19 protein-coding genes and 1 riboswitch are annotated in these 16,867 nt (G+C 39.5%); of the genes, 8 read left to right on the top strand and 11 right to left on the bottom strand.

Translation table 11 applies throughout. The features are described 5' to 3' along the window. The first annotated feature begins 116 nt into the window (after positions 1-116). The 7 genes from D8855_RS08340 (at position 117) to D8855_RS10575 (ending at position 5,964) form a co-directional block, all read left to right on the top strand. Positions 117-452: a helix-turn-helix domain-containing protein gene (locus tag D8855_RS08340; RefSeq protein WP_125416926.1), complete on the top strand. Its 336-nt coding sequence runs from the start codon at positions 117-119 to the stop codon at positions 450-452. A gap of 500 nt (positions 453-952) precedes the next feature. Beyond that, positions 953-1,345 carry a hypothetical protein gene (locus D8855_RS08335; protein ID WP_125416924.1) on the top strand — a complete coding sequence of 131 codons (393 nt, stop codon included), beginning with the start codon at positions 953-955 and terminating at the stop codon, positions 1,343-1,345. Positions 1,346-1,418: 73 nt separating this feature from the next. After that, positions 1,419-2,015: a hypothetical protein gene (locus tag D8855_RS08330; protein ID WP_260467387.1), complete on the top strand. Its 597-nt coding sequence runs from the start codon at positions 1,419-1,421 to the stop codon at positions 2,013-2,015. Further along, on the top strand, positions 2,009-2,761 hold the full coding sequence (locus tag D8855_RS08325; protein WP_004249590.1) for a type IV secretory system conjugative DNA transfer family protein: 753 nt from the start codon (positions 2,009-2,011) through the stop codon (positions 2,759-2,761). The genes D8855_RS08330 and D8855_RS08325 overlap by 7 nt, the downstream gene beginning before the upstream one ends. 212 nt (positions 2,762-2,973) lie before the next feature. After that, on the top strand, positions 2,974-4,365 hold the full coding sequence (locus tag D8855_RS08320; RefSeq protein ID WP_125416922.1) for a Rep family protein: 1,392 nt from the start codon (positions 2,974-2,976) through the stop codon (positions 4,363-4,365). A gap of 48 nt (positions 4,366-4,413) precedes the next feature. Then, positions 4,414-4,677, top strand: coding sequence for a helix-turn-helix domain-containing protein (locus D8855_RS08315; protein WP_001196066.1), 264 nt, complete (start codon positions 4,414-4,416; stop codon positions 4,675-4,677). A gap of 66 nt (positions 4,678-4,743) precedes the next feature. Continuing rightward, on the top strand, positions 4,744-5,964 hold the full coding sequence (locus D8855_RS10575) for a site-specific integrase (RefSeq protein WP_185757579.1): 1,221 nt from the start codon (positions 4,744-4,746) through the stop codon (positions 5,962-5,964). A 106-nt stretch (positions 5,965-6,070) separates the two neighbouring features. Here D8855_RS10575 and rpsI read toward each other — a convergent pair whose 3' ends face one another. The 11 genes from rpsI to D8855_RS08250 form a co-directional block, all read right to left on the bottom strand. Next, positions 6,071-6,463, bottom strand: coding sequence for a 30S ribosomal protein S9 (rpsI, locus tag D8855_RS08300; protein WP_000075973.1), 393 nt, complete (start codon positions 6,461-6,463; stop codon positions 6,071-6,073). An 18-nt stretch (positions 6,464-6,481) separates the two neighbouring features. Continuing rightward, on the bottom strand, positions 6,482-6,928 hold the full coding sequence (gene rplM / locus D8855_RS08295) for a 50S ribosomal protein L13 (RefSeq protein ID WP_001044624.1): 447 nt from the start codon (positions 6,926-6,928) through the stop codon (positions 6,482-6,484). A gap of 215 nt (positions 6,929-7,143) precedes the next feature. Continuing rightward, complete coding sequence (locus D8855_RS08290; protein WP_001245398.1) at positions 7,144-8,343, bottom strand: ABC transporter permease; 1,200 nt, start codon at positions 8,341-8,343, stop codon at positions 7,144-7,146. Next, positions 8,340-9,233: an ABC transporter ATP-binding protein gene (locus tag D8855_RS08285; RefSeq protein ID WP_000895284.1), complete on the bottom strand. Its 894-nt coding sequence runs from the start codon at positions 9,231-9,233 to the stop codon at positions 8,340-8,342. The genes D8855_RS08290 and D8855_RS08285 overlap by 4 nt, the downstream gene beginning before the upstream one ends. Before the next feature lie 235 nt (positions 9,234-9,468). Then, on the bottom strand, positions 9,469-11,874 hold the full coding sequence (gene pheT / locus D8855_RS08280) for a phenylalanine--tRNA ligase subunit beta (protein ID WP_125416920.1): 2,406 nt from the start codon (positions 11,872-11,874) through the stop codon (positions 9,469-9,471). A 76-nt stretch (positions 11,875-11,950) separates the two neighbouring features. Then, on the bottom strand, positions 11,951-12,460 hold the full coding sequence (locus D8855_RS08275) for a GNAT family N-acetyltransferase (protein ID WP_125416918.1): 510 nt from the start codon (positions 12,458-12,460) through the stop codon (positions 11,951-11,953). Then, positions 12,460-13,506, bottom strand: coding sequence for a phenylalanine--tRNA ligase subunit alpha (pheS, locus tag D8855_RS08270; protein ID WP_049547092.1), 1,047 nt, complete (start codon positions 13,504-13,506; stop codon positions 12,460-12,462). The genes D8855_RS08275 and pheS overlap by 1 nt, the downstream gene beginning before the upstream one ends. Positions 13,507-13,817: 311 nt before the next feature. Further along, complete coding sequence (locus D8855_RS08265) at positions 13,818-14,237, bottom strand: chromosome partitioning protein ParB (RefSeq protein ID WP_125416916.1); 420 nt, start codon at positions 14,235-14,237, stop codon at positions 13,818-13,820. Between the two features lie 27 nt (positions 14,238-14,264). Continuing rightward, entirely contained in the window at positions 14,265-14,915 is a 651-nt protein-coding gene (locus D8855_RS08260) for a phosphatase PAP2 family protein (protein ID WP_125416914.1), read from the bottom strand. After that, entirely contained in the window at positions 14,905-15,468 is a 564-nt protein-coding gene (locus tag D8855_RS08255) for an ECF transporter S component (RefSeq protein ID WP_125416912.1), read from the bottom strand. The genes D8855_RS08260 and D8855_RS08255 overlap by 11 nt, the downstream gene beginning before the upstream one ends. Positions 15,469-15,632: 164 nt before the next feature. Further along, positions 15,633-15,867: riboswitch (FMN riboswitch) on the bottom strand. A gap of 53 nt (positions 15,868-15,920) precedes the next feature. Further along, complete coding sequence (locus D8855_RS08250) at positions 15,921-16,424, bottom strand: tRNA (cytidine(34)-2'-O)-methyltransferase (protein ID WP_050207395.1); 504 nt, start codon at positions 16,422-16,424, stop codon at positions 15,921-15,923. A gap of 307 nt (positions 16,425-16,731) precedes the next feature. On the opposite strand from D8855_RS08250, the gene D8855_RS08245 reads away from it, so the two are divergent. Beyond that, positions 16,732-16,867, top strand: a 136-nt coding sequence (locus tag D8855_RS08245; RefSeq protein WP_142999115.1) for a helix-turn-helix domain-containing protein, incomplete at its 3' end; no start/stop codon positions are given.

Here is a 16,867-nt window from a genome sequence, read left to right as displayed (position 1 = left end):
AGTCCTATTTTATCACACATTGTAGTGTTTTAAAACTATTTTATATAGCATTTCTCTTTTATAGTAGTTTTTTAAGACTATAAAATTGAGTATGATAGGATTTAAGGGGTACTGATATGACAAAAACAAATCTACAATCTTATCTAGGTAAGAGAATCCGATTACTGAGACTTCAAAAAAATTTGACTCAACAGCAACTAGAGGAGCTGGCGGATCTACCATTGAAATACACGTACAAACTAGAAAATCTTGAGCCTAATATAAAAATAAAAACATTACAAAAAATTATGGATGCACTTGATACAGATATAGAGACTTTTTTCGATATATCCGTAACCGAAAGCAATCCTTTAATAAATAAACTAATATATAAAATTAAGGAACTAACACCTAGTAAACAAGAAAGAGTTCTCAAGCTAATGATACAGCTTATTGACGAAATAGAAACATAAACCAAGTCACAAAAAAATTGACTTGGTTTTATTTTATTCTCCTGTAAATAAAAACCGAATGTTCTTCGCTATGGTTAAAAAATTTCTAAGACCCTAGCTCAAATTCTTTCTCCCTACCGAAAATGACTAATCAAAACAACTTAAAAAATGGGTATCCCAGCGAAGAGGTCTAACTACCTGAGCAAAATAAGAAGAGTCTGACGAAAATTTAGAACAACATCATGCCATAATATATATCCACTGGCGTAAATTTTTGACTACCTATACTATAATATTTATACAATGGCGTATTTTTGAGATAATTTAATTTTTAATATTAAAATGACGTAACTGAAGGAACCCCCTCGCGATATAGTATTTGAAACTAAACGTTTGGGGTGATGAAAAATGTACTATATGAGTTAAATTGATAACATTTAATAACTTGTTATCATTAAAGATTAAAATCACTTGTCAGCATTCTAAAAAGTCTGACCATGTAAAGACAAAGAGGAATTAACATGTCAAAAGAAAAAAATTTAATCGTCGGCAACCACGAAAGCGCAAGAGCATTTTTAAATGCTTTATCAACTTCTGTTGATATCCCCTCAGAAATCAAAGTAGTTGATACAAATAGCGGAATCATCAATGAAGGTCAAGAAAATCAACGTTCATGGGCATCTCTTACATGCGTAGATGTCGAACTCTATGAACAGTTCTCTAGCATCTTTCAATCAGCTTACTGTCCAACCTTCCGAGTAAAGCTGAAGAACTATCAAAACGAAAATTTAGATGGTTTGATAAACGCTGATATCGTACTTAACAAGTATGACTTGTCATTTGTTCTTGACAAGTTGAAGCAACCAGTCGGACTCGCTCTTGTAGCTGAGCTTTCCGATATTTCATTAAAATAAGTGATAAAAATAGTGAGTTATCATCTGCATTGTGTAGATGATAACTACTCACTATAAAAAGGAGATAAAACATATGCTAATAAAAATACTATCCTATCTTTTTATTGTACTGTTCCTATGGCAAGGTCTTAATATTCTACACATCTCTCTAAAACGACAGTTTCTCATTTTGTCAGATGAGGTTGTTAAGAGAAATGAAAATCTATGGGAACAATGTCTTTTGTTAACAGGCAAGCAAGTTAAGACTATAACCACATTGATCCGAAATGTCATTCTTTGGTTGTTGAAGAAGAAATCTGATGAACAATTACAAGCTCGAAAAGCTACTATCTTACACAACGTAGTCAATCATCTCAATCAAAACTTATCTCAAGATTTACAGTTAAAAACTATAAATCCTGCTACTACACGAGGTATAGATGTTTGGATCTATCTTGCAAACAAGCTAGATCCAACAACTGAAACTAAATTAGAAGACTACTTCTCAGGCATACTGTCAAAATATACAAATGAATTTGCTCTTGACTATATGCACGTAGAAATAAACGCTGGTGCTGGTTGGGTTGCTAAATTTGATATTAAAACAATCGAAGAGGCAACATACAATCGCATGGCAAGAGCTTCCGAAGTTGAGACTAAAGAAGATTTTGAGGAGATTGATTTATGGTAGTAGATACTAGACCTTTAATAACTCTTTCAGGTCAAAGAATAGGTTGGGAACGAGCTATTCCGCATTTCCTGGTGCTAGGACAAACAGGTAGCGGCAAAAGCGTTATCGCTCAAGCAATCCTTGCTGACATTGCCCATAAAACAGCACATCTGCCAATTGAGAAAAGAGCGTTGTTAGTTGCTTGTGACCCCAAATCAGAGGATTGGTTATTTGCCGAAAATTCTCCTAACTGTTTCTTTGGAGATGATTCATATAAGGCGATTGAGTTAGTTTATAATGAACTTTTAAGTAGAAAATCTGATAAGAGTAAACCTAGAAATTCCCTCGTTTTATTTTGTGAAGAACTGACAAGTCTTGTAGAGACATTGCCTAGTAAGCAGAAAAAAGAAACCCAACATCATCTGAAAATTATCTTATTACAAGGTAGGTCTATTGGAATACGGCTACTTTGTGTGTCACAGGATCTGATGGCTGAAGTTCTTGGTAATAGCTCACTTAGAAATCAATTTGGAGCAGTTTTAGGATTGGGATCAATAGCAAGTCGTTCAGCCATTTCCGGTAGTATATTTGACATAGAAGCAGGGCAAAAACTAGCTACTCTACCCAAGCAACATGGCTGGTATCAAGTTTTTGATGGAAGTCCACCAATCAAGGTTAAAGTAGCTAATATCAGGGATATTGATAAAGTTCAGGAAGTATTGCTAGAAATGTTAAACAGATACCAACCTACAGAGCAAGTCAGATAGATTGGGCAGGCTGGGGCGACCCGAAGAGGTCGTTCATTTTACCCCAGCATGCACTAGCTAGATGACTCGCCCACCTGCGGTAGGCAAAAAACATCTAAGATTTTAACTCTAACTATTCTTTACGCGTGGTTAGACTGGGCTTGTCAACGGTCTAACCCAGAATAGTTAAAAGAATAATTAAAGAATAGTTAATAACGAAAGGTTAATTATACATGGCAACAAAGAGAAAAGAAGCACTTTTAACTTCTATATCAATCACACAATACTTTGATACGACTTATTGGAAGAATGACTGGGATGAAGAACTAATAAAATCCGAAAATGTCGAAAAAATTCTTGAAGAAATAGTCAGAAGAGCTAGTGAAGTAGCAACTGTTTCCGAAGCATACGTAATAAAACACGACAAGGACACATCCATCGGCTTTGACAGTGTAACTAATTCAACAACCTCCAAACTAAAAGAACCTCATATCCATGCCTTACTAAAATTTTCAAAAGGTGCTACACTTACCGATTTAGCATTAAAAATCGGATTAGAACCTCAATATCTTGAGAAAGCTAAATCTGGTAGATATGGCTACGATAACTTGTTAGCATACTTAATTCATGCAAAAGATAAAGATAAGTATCAATATTCCCCTGACGAGGTATTCACTCTGAAAGGTAAAGACTACTTAGAAATTTATCACGAAAGACATCTAAGCTGGCTTAAAGGAAAAGCAAAAAAAGAGGTAAAACAAACCTACAAAGATATTGACTTACTTATCGATAACATTCTGAACGGAAACATCACCAAAAAGGAAATGCTTCTGAATAAAGACTATCACATGCTTTATGCAGTTCATAAAAGCAAAGTAAACGAAGCTTTTCGAACAATCGGGGAAATTAAAGGAACTATGACACAGCATGAACTGGAAAACAAGAAGTTCAAGAAGACAATCTTCTTTATCTTTGGACTTTCAGGCCTAGGAAAGACAAAATTTGCAAGGACGCTAACTGAAAGTCTTATTCAGTTAGCAAAACTGAATGATCAAAACTGGCAATCAGTCTTGACCGCAGGCACTAACATGTTTGATGAAGTAAACGGAGAAGAAATCCTACTACTTGATGATGTTCGAGGAGATAGCTTAACCGCTTCGGACTGGCTGAAACTATTAGACCCCTATAATATTAGTCCTATCTCAGCACGTTATCAAAATAGATTAGGTGCTTCTAAAGTCATTATAATCACAAGTTCTAAACATCCTTTGAGTTTCTTCTACCATGCTAAAGGAAACACTAACGAAGATTTATCACAATACATTAGAAGAATCGCTCATCTAGTAACCTTAAGGGGAAATAGTGACAACGTTACTTTCCATGAATCACAACCTAAACGAACTATAGACAGAGTTGTGAAAATTCCAGGCACTGACCAAACGATATCATTATCTTACGATTTCACACCTGACAACGAAGCAGCAAGTAAAGAAGAATTACTATCCATGTTAGTATCTACAGTTGGACTATATAATCAATGGGATTTATGGGAGTACGACAAATCAAAAACCCCGTCCAAAACTGTGACGAGCGAGGACGAGGTTGCAGATAATCAAGAAAAGTAAGTAGGGTATCTCTTGATACCTCTATTATACCATACATTGGAGGAACAGATGCAAGTAATTCTACCAGATGAAGAGGTTCAAAAAATTCAGCACCTACTCGCTGAACTAATCCAGAAAGAAATTGAGAAGAAGTTGCTCAATAGTAACCTTGGAAGCCCATTTTTAAACAAACAGCAGGCTTGCCACTACTTGGGTATCTCAAACAATACACTAGATAGTTGGATCAAACGAGGACTGCCTACAATAAAAATAGGCAAGACTATACGATTTAATAAAGAGGACATTAATTCATGGCTTTACTCACAAAACTAGAAATATCTATATTTTTGTTTTATAATAGTCATGATATTTTCTGGTTCGATACACAAGGAGAATATCATGACTAGCATTAGTAAGACAAAGAACGGAACTTACCGCTTAAAAGTCTATATCCCAATTGAAGCACGAATGCCACTTGGTCTTGTTAATAGCAATTATTACGATAAGAGATTCAAAACGAGAAAGGAGGCAAGGCAAGCTGAGATAGACTTGCTTATCAAGTTAAATCAAATAGAAGATAATGAGTTTACAGGACTAGCAAAAGGAGATATTCTTTTCTCAGACTTCTATAACAATATCTGGTGGGACTCTTATAAAGCAGGACAAACTACATCCACTTCTAAGCCACCAAGCAGGTCAACAGTTGCTAATACCAAAACATGTTTTGAAAAACATATACTACCACTTCTTGGAAACTATACGATACAGTTTCTAAATCAAAATAAGCAAGTTATCCTAAATCTAATGACATCTAAGGCTAATGAATATGCAAACTTCAAATCTTTACGTAGCTATGTGATTTCCATTTTTGACTGGGCAGAAGAACTTGAGTATATCGAAGCTAATAAAGTTGCAAAAATATTAAGAAGAATAAAGGCCACTAAAAAGATTCAACTTGCAGAGGCAAAGAGAGAGGAAGATTTATATCTAACTCATGAACAACTCCAAGAATGGTTCTCAGCATTTCAAGAAGATTTAGAGAATGATAAAATAACCCTTAAAGATTATGTCCTATTTTATCTCACTTTTTTCTTAGGCGATAGAAAATCTGAAACCTATGCTCTTCAATGGAAACATATCGATTTTTCAAAATCACAGATTCAGCTAATTCAAGCTTTAGATAGATATAGACAAGTAAAATCTACTAAGGGAAATAAGAAGACTATTTTCTCTATTTCTAATGACTTACTTCAGCTTCTTACCTCTTGGAAAGAGCAACAAAAACATGAACTAGCAAAGTTTGGCATCATCAGTAATCCAGAACAATTTGTTTTTACATATATTGACACAAGAGGAAACATCAACAAGCCTTTACATGCTGACTATCTAAACAATAAAATGAAAAGCATCAGAAAGCGACATAAAGAGCTGGCACATGCTACACCTCATAAACTGCGACATACAGGAGCAACGCTTGCTAAACAAGCAGGAATGAGCTTAGAAGCTATTTCTGAGGCTCTAACACACAGTGACACAGGAACAACACAGATTTATGTAAATACTTCTAATGTAGTTCCTATGACAGTAGGTGAATTTGCCTTACAGTCTCTAAAACAATAAGGTGAAAATAAGGTAAACTTTGAGGTGAACTTTTTCAAAAAACATAAAAAAAGCACCCATGAGGTAAACTCTTGAGTGCTTTGAAACGTTGATATAATCGTATTGATTAACGTTTTGAGAATTGTGATGCTTTACGAGCTTTCTTAAGACCTGGTTTCTTACGTTCAACTTTACGTGAGTCACGTGTAAGAAGTCCTGCACGTTTCAATGAATCGCGGAAGTCTGGGTCTACTTGAAGAAGGGCACGAGCGATACCGTGACGGATAGCTCCTGATTGACCAGCGTATCCACCACCTACAACGTTAACGAAAACGTCGTATGAACCTACAGTTGAAGTAACTGCGAATGGTTGGTTGATTACAAGACGAAGGTCAGCGTGTGGGATGTACTCTTCAACATCTTTTTTGTTAACAGTGATTTTACCAGTTCCTGGAACAAGGCGAACGCGTGCAACAGCGTTTTTACGACGTCCAGTACCTGCATATTGTGCTTGTGACATACTTTATTGTTCCTTTCCTTAGATAAGTCCTGAAATATCAAGAACTTCTGGTTGTTGTGCAGCGTGAGTGTGCTCAGCTCCAACAAACACTTTCAACTTCATACCTTGAGCGCGTCCAAGAGTATTGTGTGGAAGCATACCTTTAACTGATTTCTCAATCAAACGTACTGCATTTTTAGAACGAAGTTCACCTGCAGAGATTTGTTTCAATCCACCTGGGTGGTTTGAGTGAGTGTAGTAGATTTTATCAGTTGCTTTTTTACCAGTCAATTTAACTTTTTCAGCATTGATAACAATCACAAAGTCACCTGTATCAGTGTGTGGTGTAAATGTTGGTTTGTTTTTTCCGCGAAGTACGCTAGCAACTACTGCAGAAAGACGTCCAAGTGGTACATCAGTTGCGTCAACTACGTACCATTTACGTTCAACTTGGCCTGGTTTAGCCATAAATGTTGTTTTGTTCATGATTTCTCCTATATATAGTTCGATTTTTGTTTACGGTGATGGGTGTTCCTTCCCATCGAAAAGTATTTGGAAGGTTCCGGGGCCTTTCAAATGGGGTAAACAATACCGCCTACTATAATACCAAATTTCACCCCTAAAAGTCAATAGATATGAAAAATATTTTTCTGAATTCCACTCTTTTTATCTCTAAAAAACCTCGCTTTCGCGAGGCTCTTCTATTTATAAGATAAGGCACGTTTAAAGGTTTTCCAAGGACCTAAATCATCTGTTTGCAGAACGAGACTAGCATACATACGTCCGATAAAGACTGTTGCCGTTACTGCAAAAGCAAGCGTAATAGCAAGCGAAATCCAAGTTTCTAACCCATTTGCATAACCATTAATAGCTCTAAACGGCATGAAGAAAGTCGAAATAAAGGGAATATATGAACCAATCTTCAAGATGAGATTGTCACCAGCTGTACCTAGAGCTGTCACTCCAAAAAAACCACCTATAATCAAAATCATCAAAGGCGACAAGGCTTTTCCTGCATCCTCAGGGCGAGAAACCATAGAGCCTAGGAAGGCTGCTAAAACAACGTACATAAAGAGGCTAACCAAGACAAACAATAAGGTGTTGAGCGAGAAAGCCTCTCCTATATGGTTTAAAATACCAGATTGTGCCAAGATTGGTAGGTCTTTAAAGAGAAGAATGGCAGCAATTCCACCCACGACGTAAATGCCAATATGGGTCAAAATCACAAGAAGCAGAGCCAGCATGCGAGCGTAGAAATAATGACTAGCACGGATACTAGAGAAGACCACCTCCATAATTTTGGTTCCTTTCTCGCTAGCCACTTCCTGAGCAGTGACACTAGCATAGGTAATCAAAATCATATAAAGGAAGAAACCAAGCCCTGCGGCCGCAAAGGTTTGAATCATTTTTTTATTTTCCTTGGATTCATCAATTTTCTCCGTAAAGTTAACTGTTTGTCCCAAGCGTTTTTCCTGTTCTTGTGACAAATTGGCTGCCGAACGATTGAGTTGATCTTGAAGCTCATTTAACTTGCTCGTTACTCCTAGCTTAATAGCAATCTCAAGGGAAGTTTCACCGTGATAAACTGCCTTCAAGACACTATCCTCTTGGTCAATGGTCAGATAGCCTTTTAATTTTTCATCCTTGATAGCAGCTTGGGCACTGGCTTCATCCTGATAATCAAAATTGAGACCATTGGTAGATTTAAGACTGTCTGTCACAGCTGGAACAGTGCTGACTACTGCTATCTTGCCACTCTGAGCCATAGAAGATCCTTGGAGATAGCCAATTCCTACAGATAAGGCTAAAAAGAGGAACGGCGAAATCACCATAAAGAAGAAACTCCACGATTTGACATGTCGAAGATAGGTTTCCTTCATTACAACCCACATATTTCTCATACTTCCACCCCTGATTCTAGTTTAAAGATTTCATCAATTGTTGGCGCTTGCTGGTCAAAGGTTGCGATGTATTGCCCCTGAGTCAAGATTGGGAAGAGTTCCCTTCCAGCGCTCTCATCCTCTAAGATCAATTTCCAACTGCCTTGTTTGGTCAAACTTACCTGCTTGACATGAGGAAGATTTTCCAATTCTTCCTTGCTTCGTTCACTTGAAACAAAGAGACGCGTTTTCCCGTATTGATTGCGGACATCCTGAACTGGTCCATGCAAGACCACACGGCCATCTCGAATCATGAGAATATCGTCACAAAGCTCCTCGACGTTGGTCATGACATGGTCAGAAAAGATAATGGTTGCCCCACGTTCTTTTTCCTGAAAAATGACTTGCTTGAGCAATTCTGTATTGACCGGGTCCAATCCACTGAAAGGCTCATCCAAGATAATCAAGTCTGGCTCATGAATCAGAGTAATAATGAGCTGAATCTTCTGCTGATTTCCTTTTGACAGACTCTTGATTTTATCAGTCAGCTTCCCTTTCACTTCCAACCTCTTCATCCATTGAGGGAGTTTTTCCTTGATCTCCTTGGCATCCATACCTTTTAGAGTCGCCAAGTAACGAACTTGTTCAAGGACTGTCAATTTAGGCATGAGGCTGCGTTCTTCAGGCAGATAGCCAATCCGAGCGTAGGTCTCTTGTCGAATATCCTGATTATCCAGACTAATTTCTCCTTGGTATTCTAAAAACTTCAAAATACTGTGGAAAATCGTTGTCTTCCCAGCACCGTTTTTCCCGACTAATCCCAAAATACGACCTGGTCGCGCTTGAAAGTCAATACCAAACAAAACTTGCTTGGGTCCAAAACTTTTCTCTAGACTTCTTACTTCTAGCATCTTTCACCTCCGAAATGTCTTGCACTCATTATACTCCTTTTTGATAGCCTTTACAATGATTTCTGTCCATTTTTATCATCCTCATTTTAGTAAAAAATCTTAGGGTACTTTGAGCTATGAGTACATTATACACTGGTAAACTCCAATTTATCTTCTCTGTTCCTCAACTGTCTATTTTTGATCCTGAATTGTTATTTGAAAAGCAAAAATCCACCCCAAAGGATGGATTGATACTTTAACGCACTTCTGCATTGACTTTTTCTTCGAGCGATGCTTGGATTTTTTCCATATAGCGTGCGACTTCTTCGTCCGTTAAGCTATCTTCTGGATTTTGGAAAGTCAAGCTATAAGCCATTGACTTCATACCAAGTCCCAATTTTTCGCCTGAGAAGACGTCAAAGAGTTTGATATCTGTCAAACGTTTTACGCCTGCAGCTTGGATAGCGTCCACAACCTCTTGGTGAGTCACTTCTGCCTTGAGAAGGAGGGCAACGTCACGGCTAACTGCTGGGAATTTCGTGATTTCCACAAATGGAGCAGCTGGTTGAAGGGCAGCTTCGATGGCTGAAAGGTTGAGCTCAGCTACATACGTTTCTGGAATATCGTAAGCCTTAGCAGTGACTGGATGCACTTGCCCAAGGAAACCAAGAACTTGGTCACCGAGTGAAATCATAGCTGTACGTCCTGGGTGGAGGCTAGCGATTTCAGATGTTGCCGTATAGGTTACTTGGAGTCCCAAACGAGCAAAGAGGGCCTCAAGGATTCCCTTAGCATAGAAGAAATCAACTGGAACTGCTACTGTTTGGAAATCTTTTTCAGCAACCAAGCCTGTCAAGGCAAAGGCAAAGCTGTTGATCTCATTTGGAAGTTCTTCTTTTGGATTGCCTGTTTGTTCAAAGACTTTTCCAATCTCGTAAAGGGCCAAGTTTTTGTTCTTACGAGCCACGTTGTAGGCAACAGTATCAAGGATACCTGAGATCATATTTTGACGGAGGACAGAACGGTCCACAGTCATTGGCCACATGAGTTCCGTAAGGTTGCTTGGTTGAGCCGTAAACTCAACTGCTTTTTCAGGAGTTGTCAGAGCGTAGGTGATGATTTCTGTCAAACCTGCTCCTTCAGCAATGGTACGAACTTGACGGCGAAGTTTTTGTGTCGCAGTCAATTCACCAGCTGTCCCATCGTCTTTTGGAAGGCTGGTTGGCAAGCGGTCATATCCATAGATACGAGCGATTTCTTCAAAGAGGTCTGCCTCGATGGTGATATCCCAGCGACGGCGTGGGACACTGACTGTAAAGCTATCTGCATTGCCAGAAAGACCAAATCCAAGACGACGGAAGACGTCTTCTACATCAGCATAAGAAAGATCAGTTCCGAGGACACGGTTAACATCAGCAAGAGTTGAAGAAACTTCCACATCAGAGGTATCAAGCTCACCCGCTGAAACGATACTCTTACGCACCGTCGCACCTGCAAGTTCTGCAATCATGCTAGCCGCCGCATCAAGGGCTTCGTTAACAGTTGCCACATTAATCCCTTTTTCAAAGCGAGAAGATGACTCAGAACGAAGGTTGAGACGTCCGCTAGTCTTGCGGATTGATTTTCCGTTGAAGACTGCAGCTTCAAGGACGACACGACTAGACTTTTCAGAGATTTCTGTTGCTTGACCACCCATAACACCTGCAAGAGCTACTGGCTTGTCTGCGACAGTGATGACTAGGTCATTCACGTCCAAGTCACGTTCTTCACCATCTAAAGTCACTAATTTTTCACCAGCACGCGCTTCACGTACACGGATGTCAGTCCCTTCAAAGGTATCCAAGTCAAAGGCATGCATTGGTTGACCAAAGTAGAGAAGGATGTAGTTGGTCACGTCCACTACGTTATTGATTGGACGGATTCCTTCATTCATAAGAAGGTTTTGCAACCATTGTGGACTTGGTGCGATAGTCACATTGTCCAAGATACGAGCGGCATAGTAAGGCGCCTTGTCTGTCTCAATGCCCACAGAAAGAGCATCTGCTGCAGCTTGGTCAGTTTCTGAAAGAGTAAATTCTTTAAAGTTGACTGCCTTGTCATAGATGGCTGCCACTTCGTGAGCCACCCCACGCATAGAAAGAGCGTCCGCACGGTTAGGTGTAATTGAAAGTTCGATGATTTCATCATCCAAGTCTAGATATGAGAAGACTTCATCCCCAGGAACGGCATTTTCTGGCAAGATTTGGATGCCATCTGCGAATTCCTTAGGTACAACTGAGTCAGAAATTCCCAGTTCACCAAGTGAACAGATCATCCCAAGTGACTCAAGACCGCGGATTTTCCCTTTTTTGATCTTGTAATTGTCAGCGATGCGAGCTCCCGGAAGTGCCACCATGACCTTGATGCCTGCACGCACATTCGGTGCACCACAGACGATTTGACGGTCTTCTTCTTCTCCAACGTTAACCTGACAAACATGGAGGTGAGTTTCTGGCACATCTTCGCAAGACAAGACCTCACCGACGACAATTTTTGAGAGACCAGCAGCAGGTGATTCGACACCTTCTACCTCGATCCCTGTAGTTGACATTTTTTCAGCCAACTCTTGTGATGGCACATCAATGTCCACCAATTCTTTTAACCATTTATAAGATACAAGCATAATTTAGTTCTCCAGAATGACAGTTGCCACTCTAGTTCTTTTCCTTTCCTATCATTTCAATAGAAGAATCATCTTCTTACCTTAATTTCTTTCTCAGTAACCAATCCGTATCTACTTTTTGACCAACCATAAAATGATGTTGGCTAAATTTTTCAAAACCATATCGATTATAAAACGCTTGAGCTTTTGTATTATGCTCCCAAACACCTAACCAAGCCCAAGAAAAACTATTTTTTGTAGCAAGTTCAAGAGCGAATCCAAACAATTGCTTACCTAGTCCAAATCCTTGGAATTTTTGTAGCACATAGAGGCGTTGAATTTCAAACGCATCCTCTAATTCTCTCTCAGTTTGAGCACTTCCCCAGTTGACTTTGAGAAAACCAGCTATCTCCTCTTCGTGCATAATAAAATAGGTTTCGGAGTCAGGATTTTCCAACTCAGTTGATAAAGTTTTCAGACTATAAGCCTCTTCAAAGTATTCCTGTAACTGCTCTTCCGTATTATCATGAGCAAATGTTTCACGAAAGGTTTGTTTGGCAATTTTAGCCAACACCTCAACATCTGCCTTTTCTACTTTTCTAATCATTATTTAAACTGTTCTGAGAAGCGGACATCGCCTTGGTAGAATCCACGGATATCGTTGATTCCATAACGGAGCATAGCTACACGCTCTTGTCCAAGACCAAAGGCAAATCCAGAGTAAACAGTCGCATCGATACCACTCATTTCAAGGACACGTGGGTGAACCATACCGGCCCCCATAATTTCGATCCAACCTGTTTTCTTACATACGTTACAGCCTTCTCCACCACACTTGAAGCAAGAAACATCCACCTCAACAGATGGCTCTGTGAATGGGAAGTAAGATGGGCGCAGACGGATCTGACGCTCTTCACCGAACATTTTTTGCACAATCAACTGAAGGGTTCCTTGAAGATCAGCCATAGAGATATTTTTCCCAACAACCAAGCCTTCAATTTGGTGGAACTGGTGACTGTGGGTCGCATCGTCTGTGTCACGACGGAACACACGCCCTGGTGAGATCATTTTCAAAGGGCCTTTAGAGAAATCATGAGCATCCATTGCACGCGCTTGAACTGGAGACGTGTGAGTACGGAGTAAGATCTCTTCTGTGATATAGAAAGTGTCCTGCATATCACGAGCTGGGTGGTCTTTTGGAAGGTTCATACGCTCAAAGTTATAGTAGTCTTGCTCCACTTCAAAACCATCCACGACTTGGTAACCCATCCCAATGAAAATATCTTCGATTTCCTCACTGGTTTGTGTGAGGACATGACGGTGACCAGTCGCAACTGGACGACCTGGAAGCGTCACATCGATACTCTCGCTAGCCAGTTGAGCCGCGACTTTCTTTTCTTCCAAGAGCTTAGCTGTTTCTTCAAAGGCAGCTGTCAAGACATCACGAGCTTCATTGACGTGTTTCCCAATGATTGGACGCATCTCAGCAGAAACATCTTTCATCCCTTTGAGGATTTCAGTGAGCGAACCCTTTTTACCAAGGACAGAGACACGCAAATCTTGCATCTCTTTTTCATTTTCAGCAGTAATCTGCTTCAAGCTAGCCAGCATTTCTTCGCGAAGCGCTTTTAATTGTTCTTCAATAGTTGACATATTTCCTCCATCAGTCGCTCGTAGATAAAAAGAAAACCACATGCCAAAAACTCCACTCGGAGCGTTGACACGCGGTACCATCCGTTTTCATCTGACAAGTCAGACCTTCATTTCTAAATCCATGCGCAAGTGAATTCACCCAGCTTTCATATAAAGAGCTTGCAGTCACGGCTCTCCTCCCTGATATACTTCCCTTGAGTTACTAGTCTTGCAGATTTCTATTCAATTACTACATAGTTTATCAGATTTTGAGTTAAAAAACAAGTTAGATTAGATTAATTTCAGTATAAAAAGGAACAAGACACAATGCACTACCTATTTATAAGGCCTGTTTCATCTGCTTTCCTTTTCAACAAAAGAGTTGCTGCTTGATTAAAACCATCACACCAGTTATACCATTTTGCTTCATACTCATCTTGAGCTAAGATATGATTTTTTAAATCCAGAACAGAGTAGATTTTTCTTTCTTCGCAGGCTTGCGCATAGAGATGATATAGTTCATCACCACCATCTCTATCCCACTCAGCAGAAATCGTATCCTGACCTGCCAATAAAGCCTGATAAGCCCTGTGATGTCCATCTGTAATCAACAAGCAATCTCCGAACGCAAGAATACTAATTGGATCAACATTGTTTAATTCTACAGACTGATAAAGTGTCTGGAGGCCTGCTAGTTTCTTTTCTGATAAGTATAGTTGAGTCGGATGGAGAGCTTTTATGTTGACTTTCATTTCTTTCTCCTCAAGAGAATTTGATATTCACTTCTGCTTACCTTTAAATCGCCATTGGAAGCGGAGCTTGTCATAGAAGGGAAACTCTATAAACAGGACTCCCAAACCCACACAGAGACTGGCAAAGACGTCTGATGGATAGTGAACTCCCAGATAGACCCTTGATACCAACACACTGACTAAGTAAAGGCCAAGGACGATTTGTACGATTTTTCTCCAGACTGGATTTCTCATCCGTTGACTGAGAATGACAATCAGAGAACCGACCATCAAGGTTACAGCCAGAGAATGGCCGCTTGGGAAGGAAAATCCCTTCTCCTCAACCAAGTGTAAGATATCTGGCCGTGGGCGCTGGTAGATATTTTTAAAGGTCACGATTAAAAGACCTGCCAAAGCCAGATTTCCCAGCATGAAGAAACTTTCTATCTTCCACCGCTTACGATAAAAGACAAAAGCTGTAATGACAACCCAAGTGATAATCACTGGAATATCAATCAAGCGTGTGATGGCCCTAAAAAGAATAGTCAAGTAATCTGGCAAGTCTCCTCGAACGGCAGTCTGTATCGGTTGGTCAAAACCGACCAGCGTTTCAGGGTAAAATTTGACCATGTAGCCAAGAATAACGAAAAGTAAAAGGGCAAAACTGCCCTTCATTAAAAATGTTTGTTTATCTTTCATAGTGTTTTAAGGTTGGTTTCAAAAGGACGTACAACAACCAGAATGAAACGGAAAAGATTACACCCTCAATCAAGTTAAAAGGTAATACCATGGTCATTAGGTAGTTGGAAAGTCCCAAAATTTTTCCAATATCAAAGTTAGCAAACTTAGCGTACAAAGGAACAGCGTAAACATAGTTGAGAACCAACATAGCCACGGTTAAACCAATAGTTCCAGCTAGAGAGCCTAGTAGGAAACGAAGGGTTGTCCGTTCCTTTTTCCAAATCAAAGCAAATACGATGACAAAAACTCCCAAAGCTATGATATTCATTGGCAAACCAATGTAAGTATTCACTCCCTGGCTGTTAAGAAGCAATTTCAAGAGTGAGCGAAGCAAGAGAACTCCTAGAGCAGCAGGCAAATCCATGACCACCAGAGCCACAAGGACTGGCAAGATACTAAATTCGATCTTGAGGAAGGACGCCGCTGGTAAAAGCGGAAAGTCAAAGTACATCAGCACAAATGAAATGGCTGATAAGATTGCAATGGTCGAAAGTCGACGTGTGTTTGTCATAACAGGTTCCTCCAATTTTCTATAAAATCAGAAGAAGTTAGAAAGGACTCCTCTATCTATTCTCACTTTTTATATCCCAAAAGTTCCCTCTTACTCTATTAAAGAAAACAAAAGCAAGCGGTTACAATCTAGCTATAAATCTATCAGAACAGACAAAGCTATTCTTTCGTCTTCTCCCATCCAGACTATACTGTCGGTTGTGGAATCTCACCACATCAGCTTGCGCTCGCGGACTTCTTTAAAGAGAAGGAAATAGAGATTTTTCTTTTAGACTAGGCGACAAGCTGTAGGCATAACTTCTGGTTAGGCAAAGCTTGTCAACAAAGTATAAAAGGAAAAGATCATTTCCTAGTTAAAGTCACCGCCGGTCGGGAATCACACCCAGCCCTGAAGACTCTTTTATCATAACAAAAAACGCTTGCAAGCGCAAGCATTTTGTTCATTTTCATTTTTTATTTCAATTTATCCACTTCATAGGTATGTACAAGCTCAAGACCTGCAAAGTTCTGCTGGCGAAGAGCTTCGTAGACAATCATGCAGACGGTATTCGACACATTGAGGCTGCGGACGTGTTCATCATTCATAGGAATACGGAGAGCTTTCTCAGGATGTTCTCGCATAAAGTCCTCAGGTAAGCCCTTGTCTTCACGCCCAAAGAGAAAATAATGGTCTTCGTCAGTCGATAAATCCACCTCAGAATATACTTTCTCAGCGAATTTAGAAATCAGATAGAGTTTTCCCTTCATCTGAGACATGAAATCTTCCAAACTATCATAAAAATAAATCTCTAGCTTATCCCAATAATCCAATCCAGCCCGCTTCATCTTGCGATCGTCAATAGGAAATCCCATAGGCTTGATGATGTGGAGAGGAGAATTGGTCGCAGCGCAAGTACGCGCGATATTGCCTGTATTTTGTGGAATTTGAGGTTCAAATAATACAATGTGATTTGTCATGACTTGCTTCCTTTCACCATTGCAAAAAAATAGCCACACTGCCCGGAGTCAAGCTCAGCAAACAGCGTGGTTAAGGCATCGTTAACTTACCTCACAACAGGTTTGAAGTAAATCAGCGAAACTACTTTCTTAGTATAACACTTTCAGAATCATTGTCAATAGAAACGACTTGATTTTTTCAATTTTTTCAAGCTAGGTAACTTCTCAAAGTAACTTCCACTCACCTGACCAAAGTGGAAATTAGTCTAAAACGGATTTTTATGGTGGAATTAAGTGTGAGACATTTGAGTTAGAAATGAGGTCTACTATGACAAAACATAAACACCTTACCCTTTCAGACCGTAATGATATCCAATTAGGCTTAGAGCGAGGTGAAACCTTCAAAGCTATCGGACAATCCATTCTAAAAGACCCGACCACTGTTTCCAAAGAAGTCAAACGAA

This window comes from Streptococcus mitis (genome assembly GCF_003942685.1).
Taxonomy (GTDB): Bacteria; Bacillota; Bacilli; order Lactobacillales; family Streptococcaceae; genus Streptococcus; species Streptococcus mitis_CD.
This window is presented reverse-complemented; position numbering and strand designations above follow the sequence as displayed.

Coding starts and splice junctions, on each gene's coding strand:
- D8855_RS08340 (WP_125416926.1), top strand. CDS start 117: ATGACAAAAACAAATCTACAATCTTATCTAGGTAAGAGAATCCGATTA.
- D8855_RS08335 (WP_125416924.1), top strand. CDS start 953: ATGTCAAAAGAAAAAAATTTAATCGTCGGCAACCACGAAAGCGCAAGA.
- D8855_RS08330 (WP_260467387.1), top strand. CDS start 1,419: ATGCTAATAAAAATACTATCCTATCTTTTTATTGTACTGTTCCTATGG.
- D8855_RS08325 (WP_004249590.1), top strand. CDS start 2,009: ATGGTAGTAGATACTAGACCTTTAATAACTCTTTCAGGTCAAAGAATA.
- D8855_RS08320 (WP_125416922.1), top strand. CDS start 2,974: ATGGCAACAAAGAGAAAAGAAGCACTTTTAACTTCTATATCAATCACA.
- D8855_RS08315 (WP_001196066.1), top strand. CDS start 4,414: ATGCAAGTAATTCTACCAGATGAAGAGGTTCAAAAAATTCAGCACCTA.
- D8855_RS10575 (WP_185757579.1), top strand. CDS start 4,744: ATGACTAGCATTAGTAAGACAAAGAACGGAACTTACCGCTTAAAAGTC.
- rpsI (WP_000075973.1), bottom strand. CDS start 6,463: ATGTCACAAGCACAATATGCAGGTACTGGACGTCGTAAAAACGCTGTT.
- rplM (WP_001044624.1), bottom strand. CDS start 6,928: ATGAACAAAACAACATTTATGGCTAAACCAGGCCAAGTTGAACGTAAA.
- D8855_RS08290 (WP_001245398.1), bottom strand. CDS start 8,343: ATGAGAAATATGTGGGTTGTAATGAAGGAAACCTATCTTCGACATGTC.
- D8855_RS08285 (WP_000895284.1), bottom strand. CDS start 9,233: ATGCTAGAAGTAAGAAGTCTAGAGAAAAGTTTTGGACCCAAGCAAGTT.
- pheT (WP_125416920.1), bottom strand. CDS start 11,874: ATGCTTGTATCTTATAAATGGTTAAAAGAATTGGTGGACATTGATGTG.
- D8855_RS08275 (WP_125416918.1), bottom strand. CDS start 12,460: ATGATTAGAAAAGTAGAAAAGGCAGATGTTGAGGTGTTGGCTAAAATT.
- pheS (WP_049547092.1), bottom strand. CDS start 13,506: ATGTCAACTATTGAAGAACAATTAAAAGCGCTTCGCGAAGAAATGCTG.
- D8855_RS08265 (WP_125416916.1), bottom strand. CDS start 14,237: ATGAAAGTCAACATAAAAGCTCTCCATCCGACTCAACTATACTTATCA.
- D8855_RS08260 (WP_125416914.1), bottom strand. CDS start 14,915: ATGAAAGATAAACAAACATTTTTAATGAAGGGCAGTTTTGCCCTTTTA.
- D8855_RS08255 (WP_125416912.1), bottom strand. CDS start 15,468: ATGACAAACACACGTCGACTTTCGACCATTGCAATCTTATCAGCCATT.
- D8855_RS08250 (WP_050207395.1), bottom strand. CDS start 16,424: ATGACAAATCACATTGTATTATTTGAACCTCAAATTCCACAAAATACA.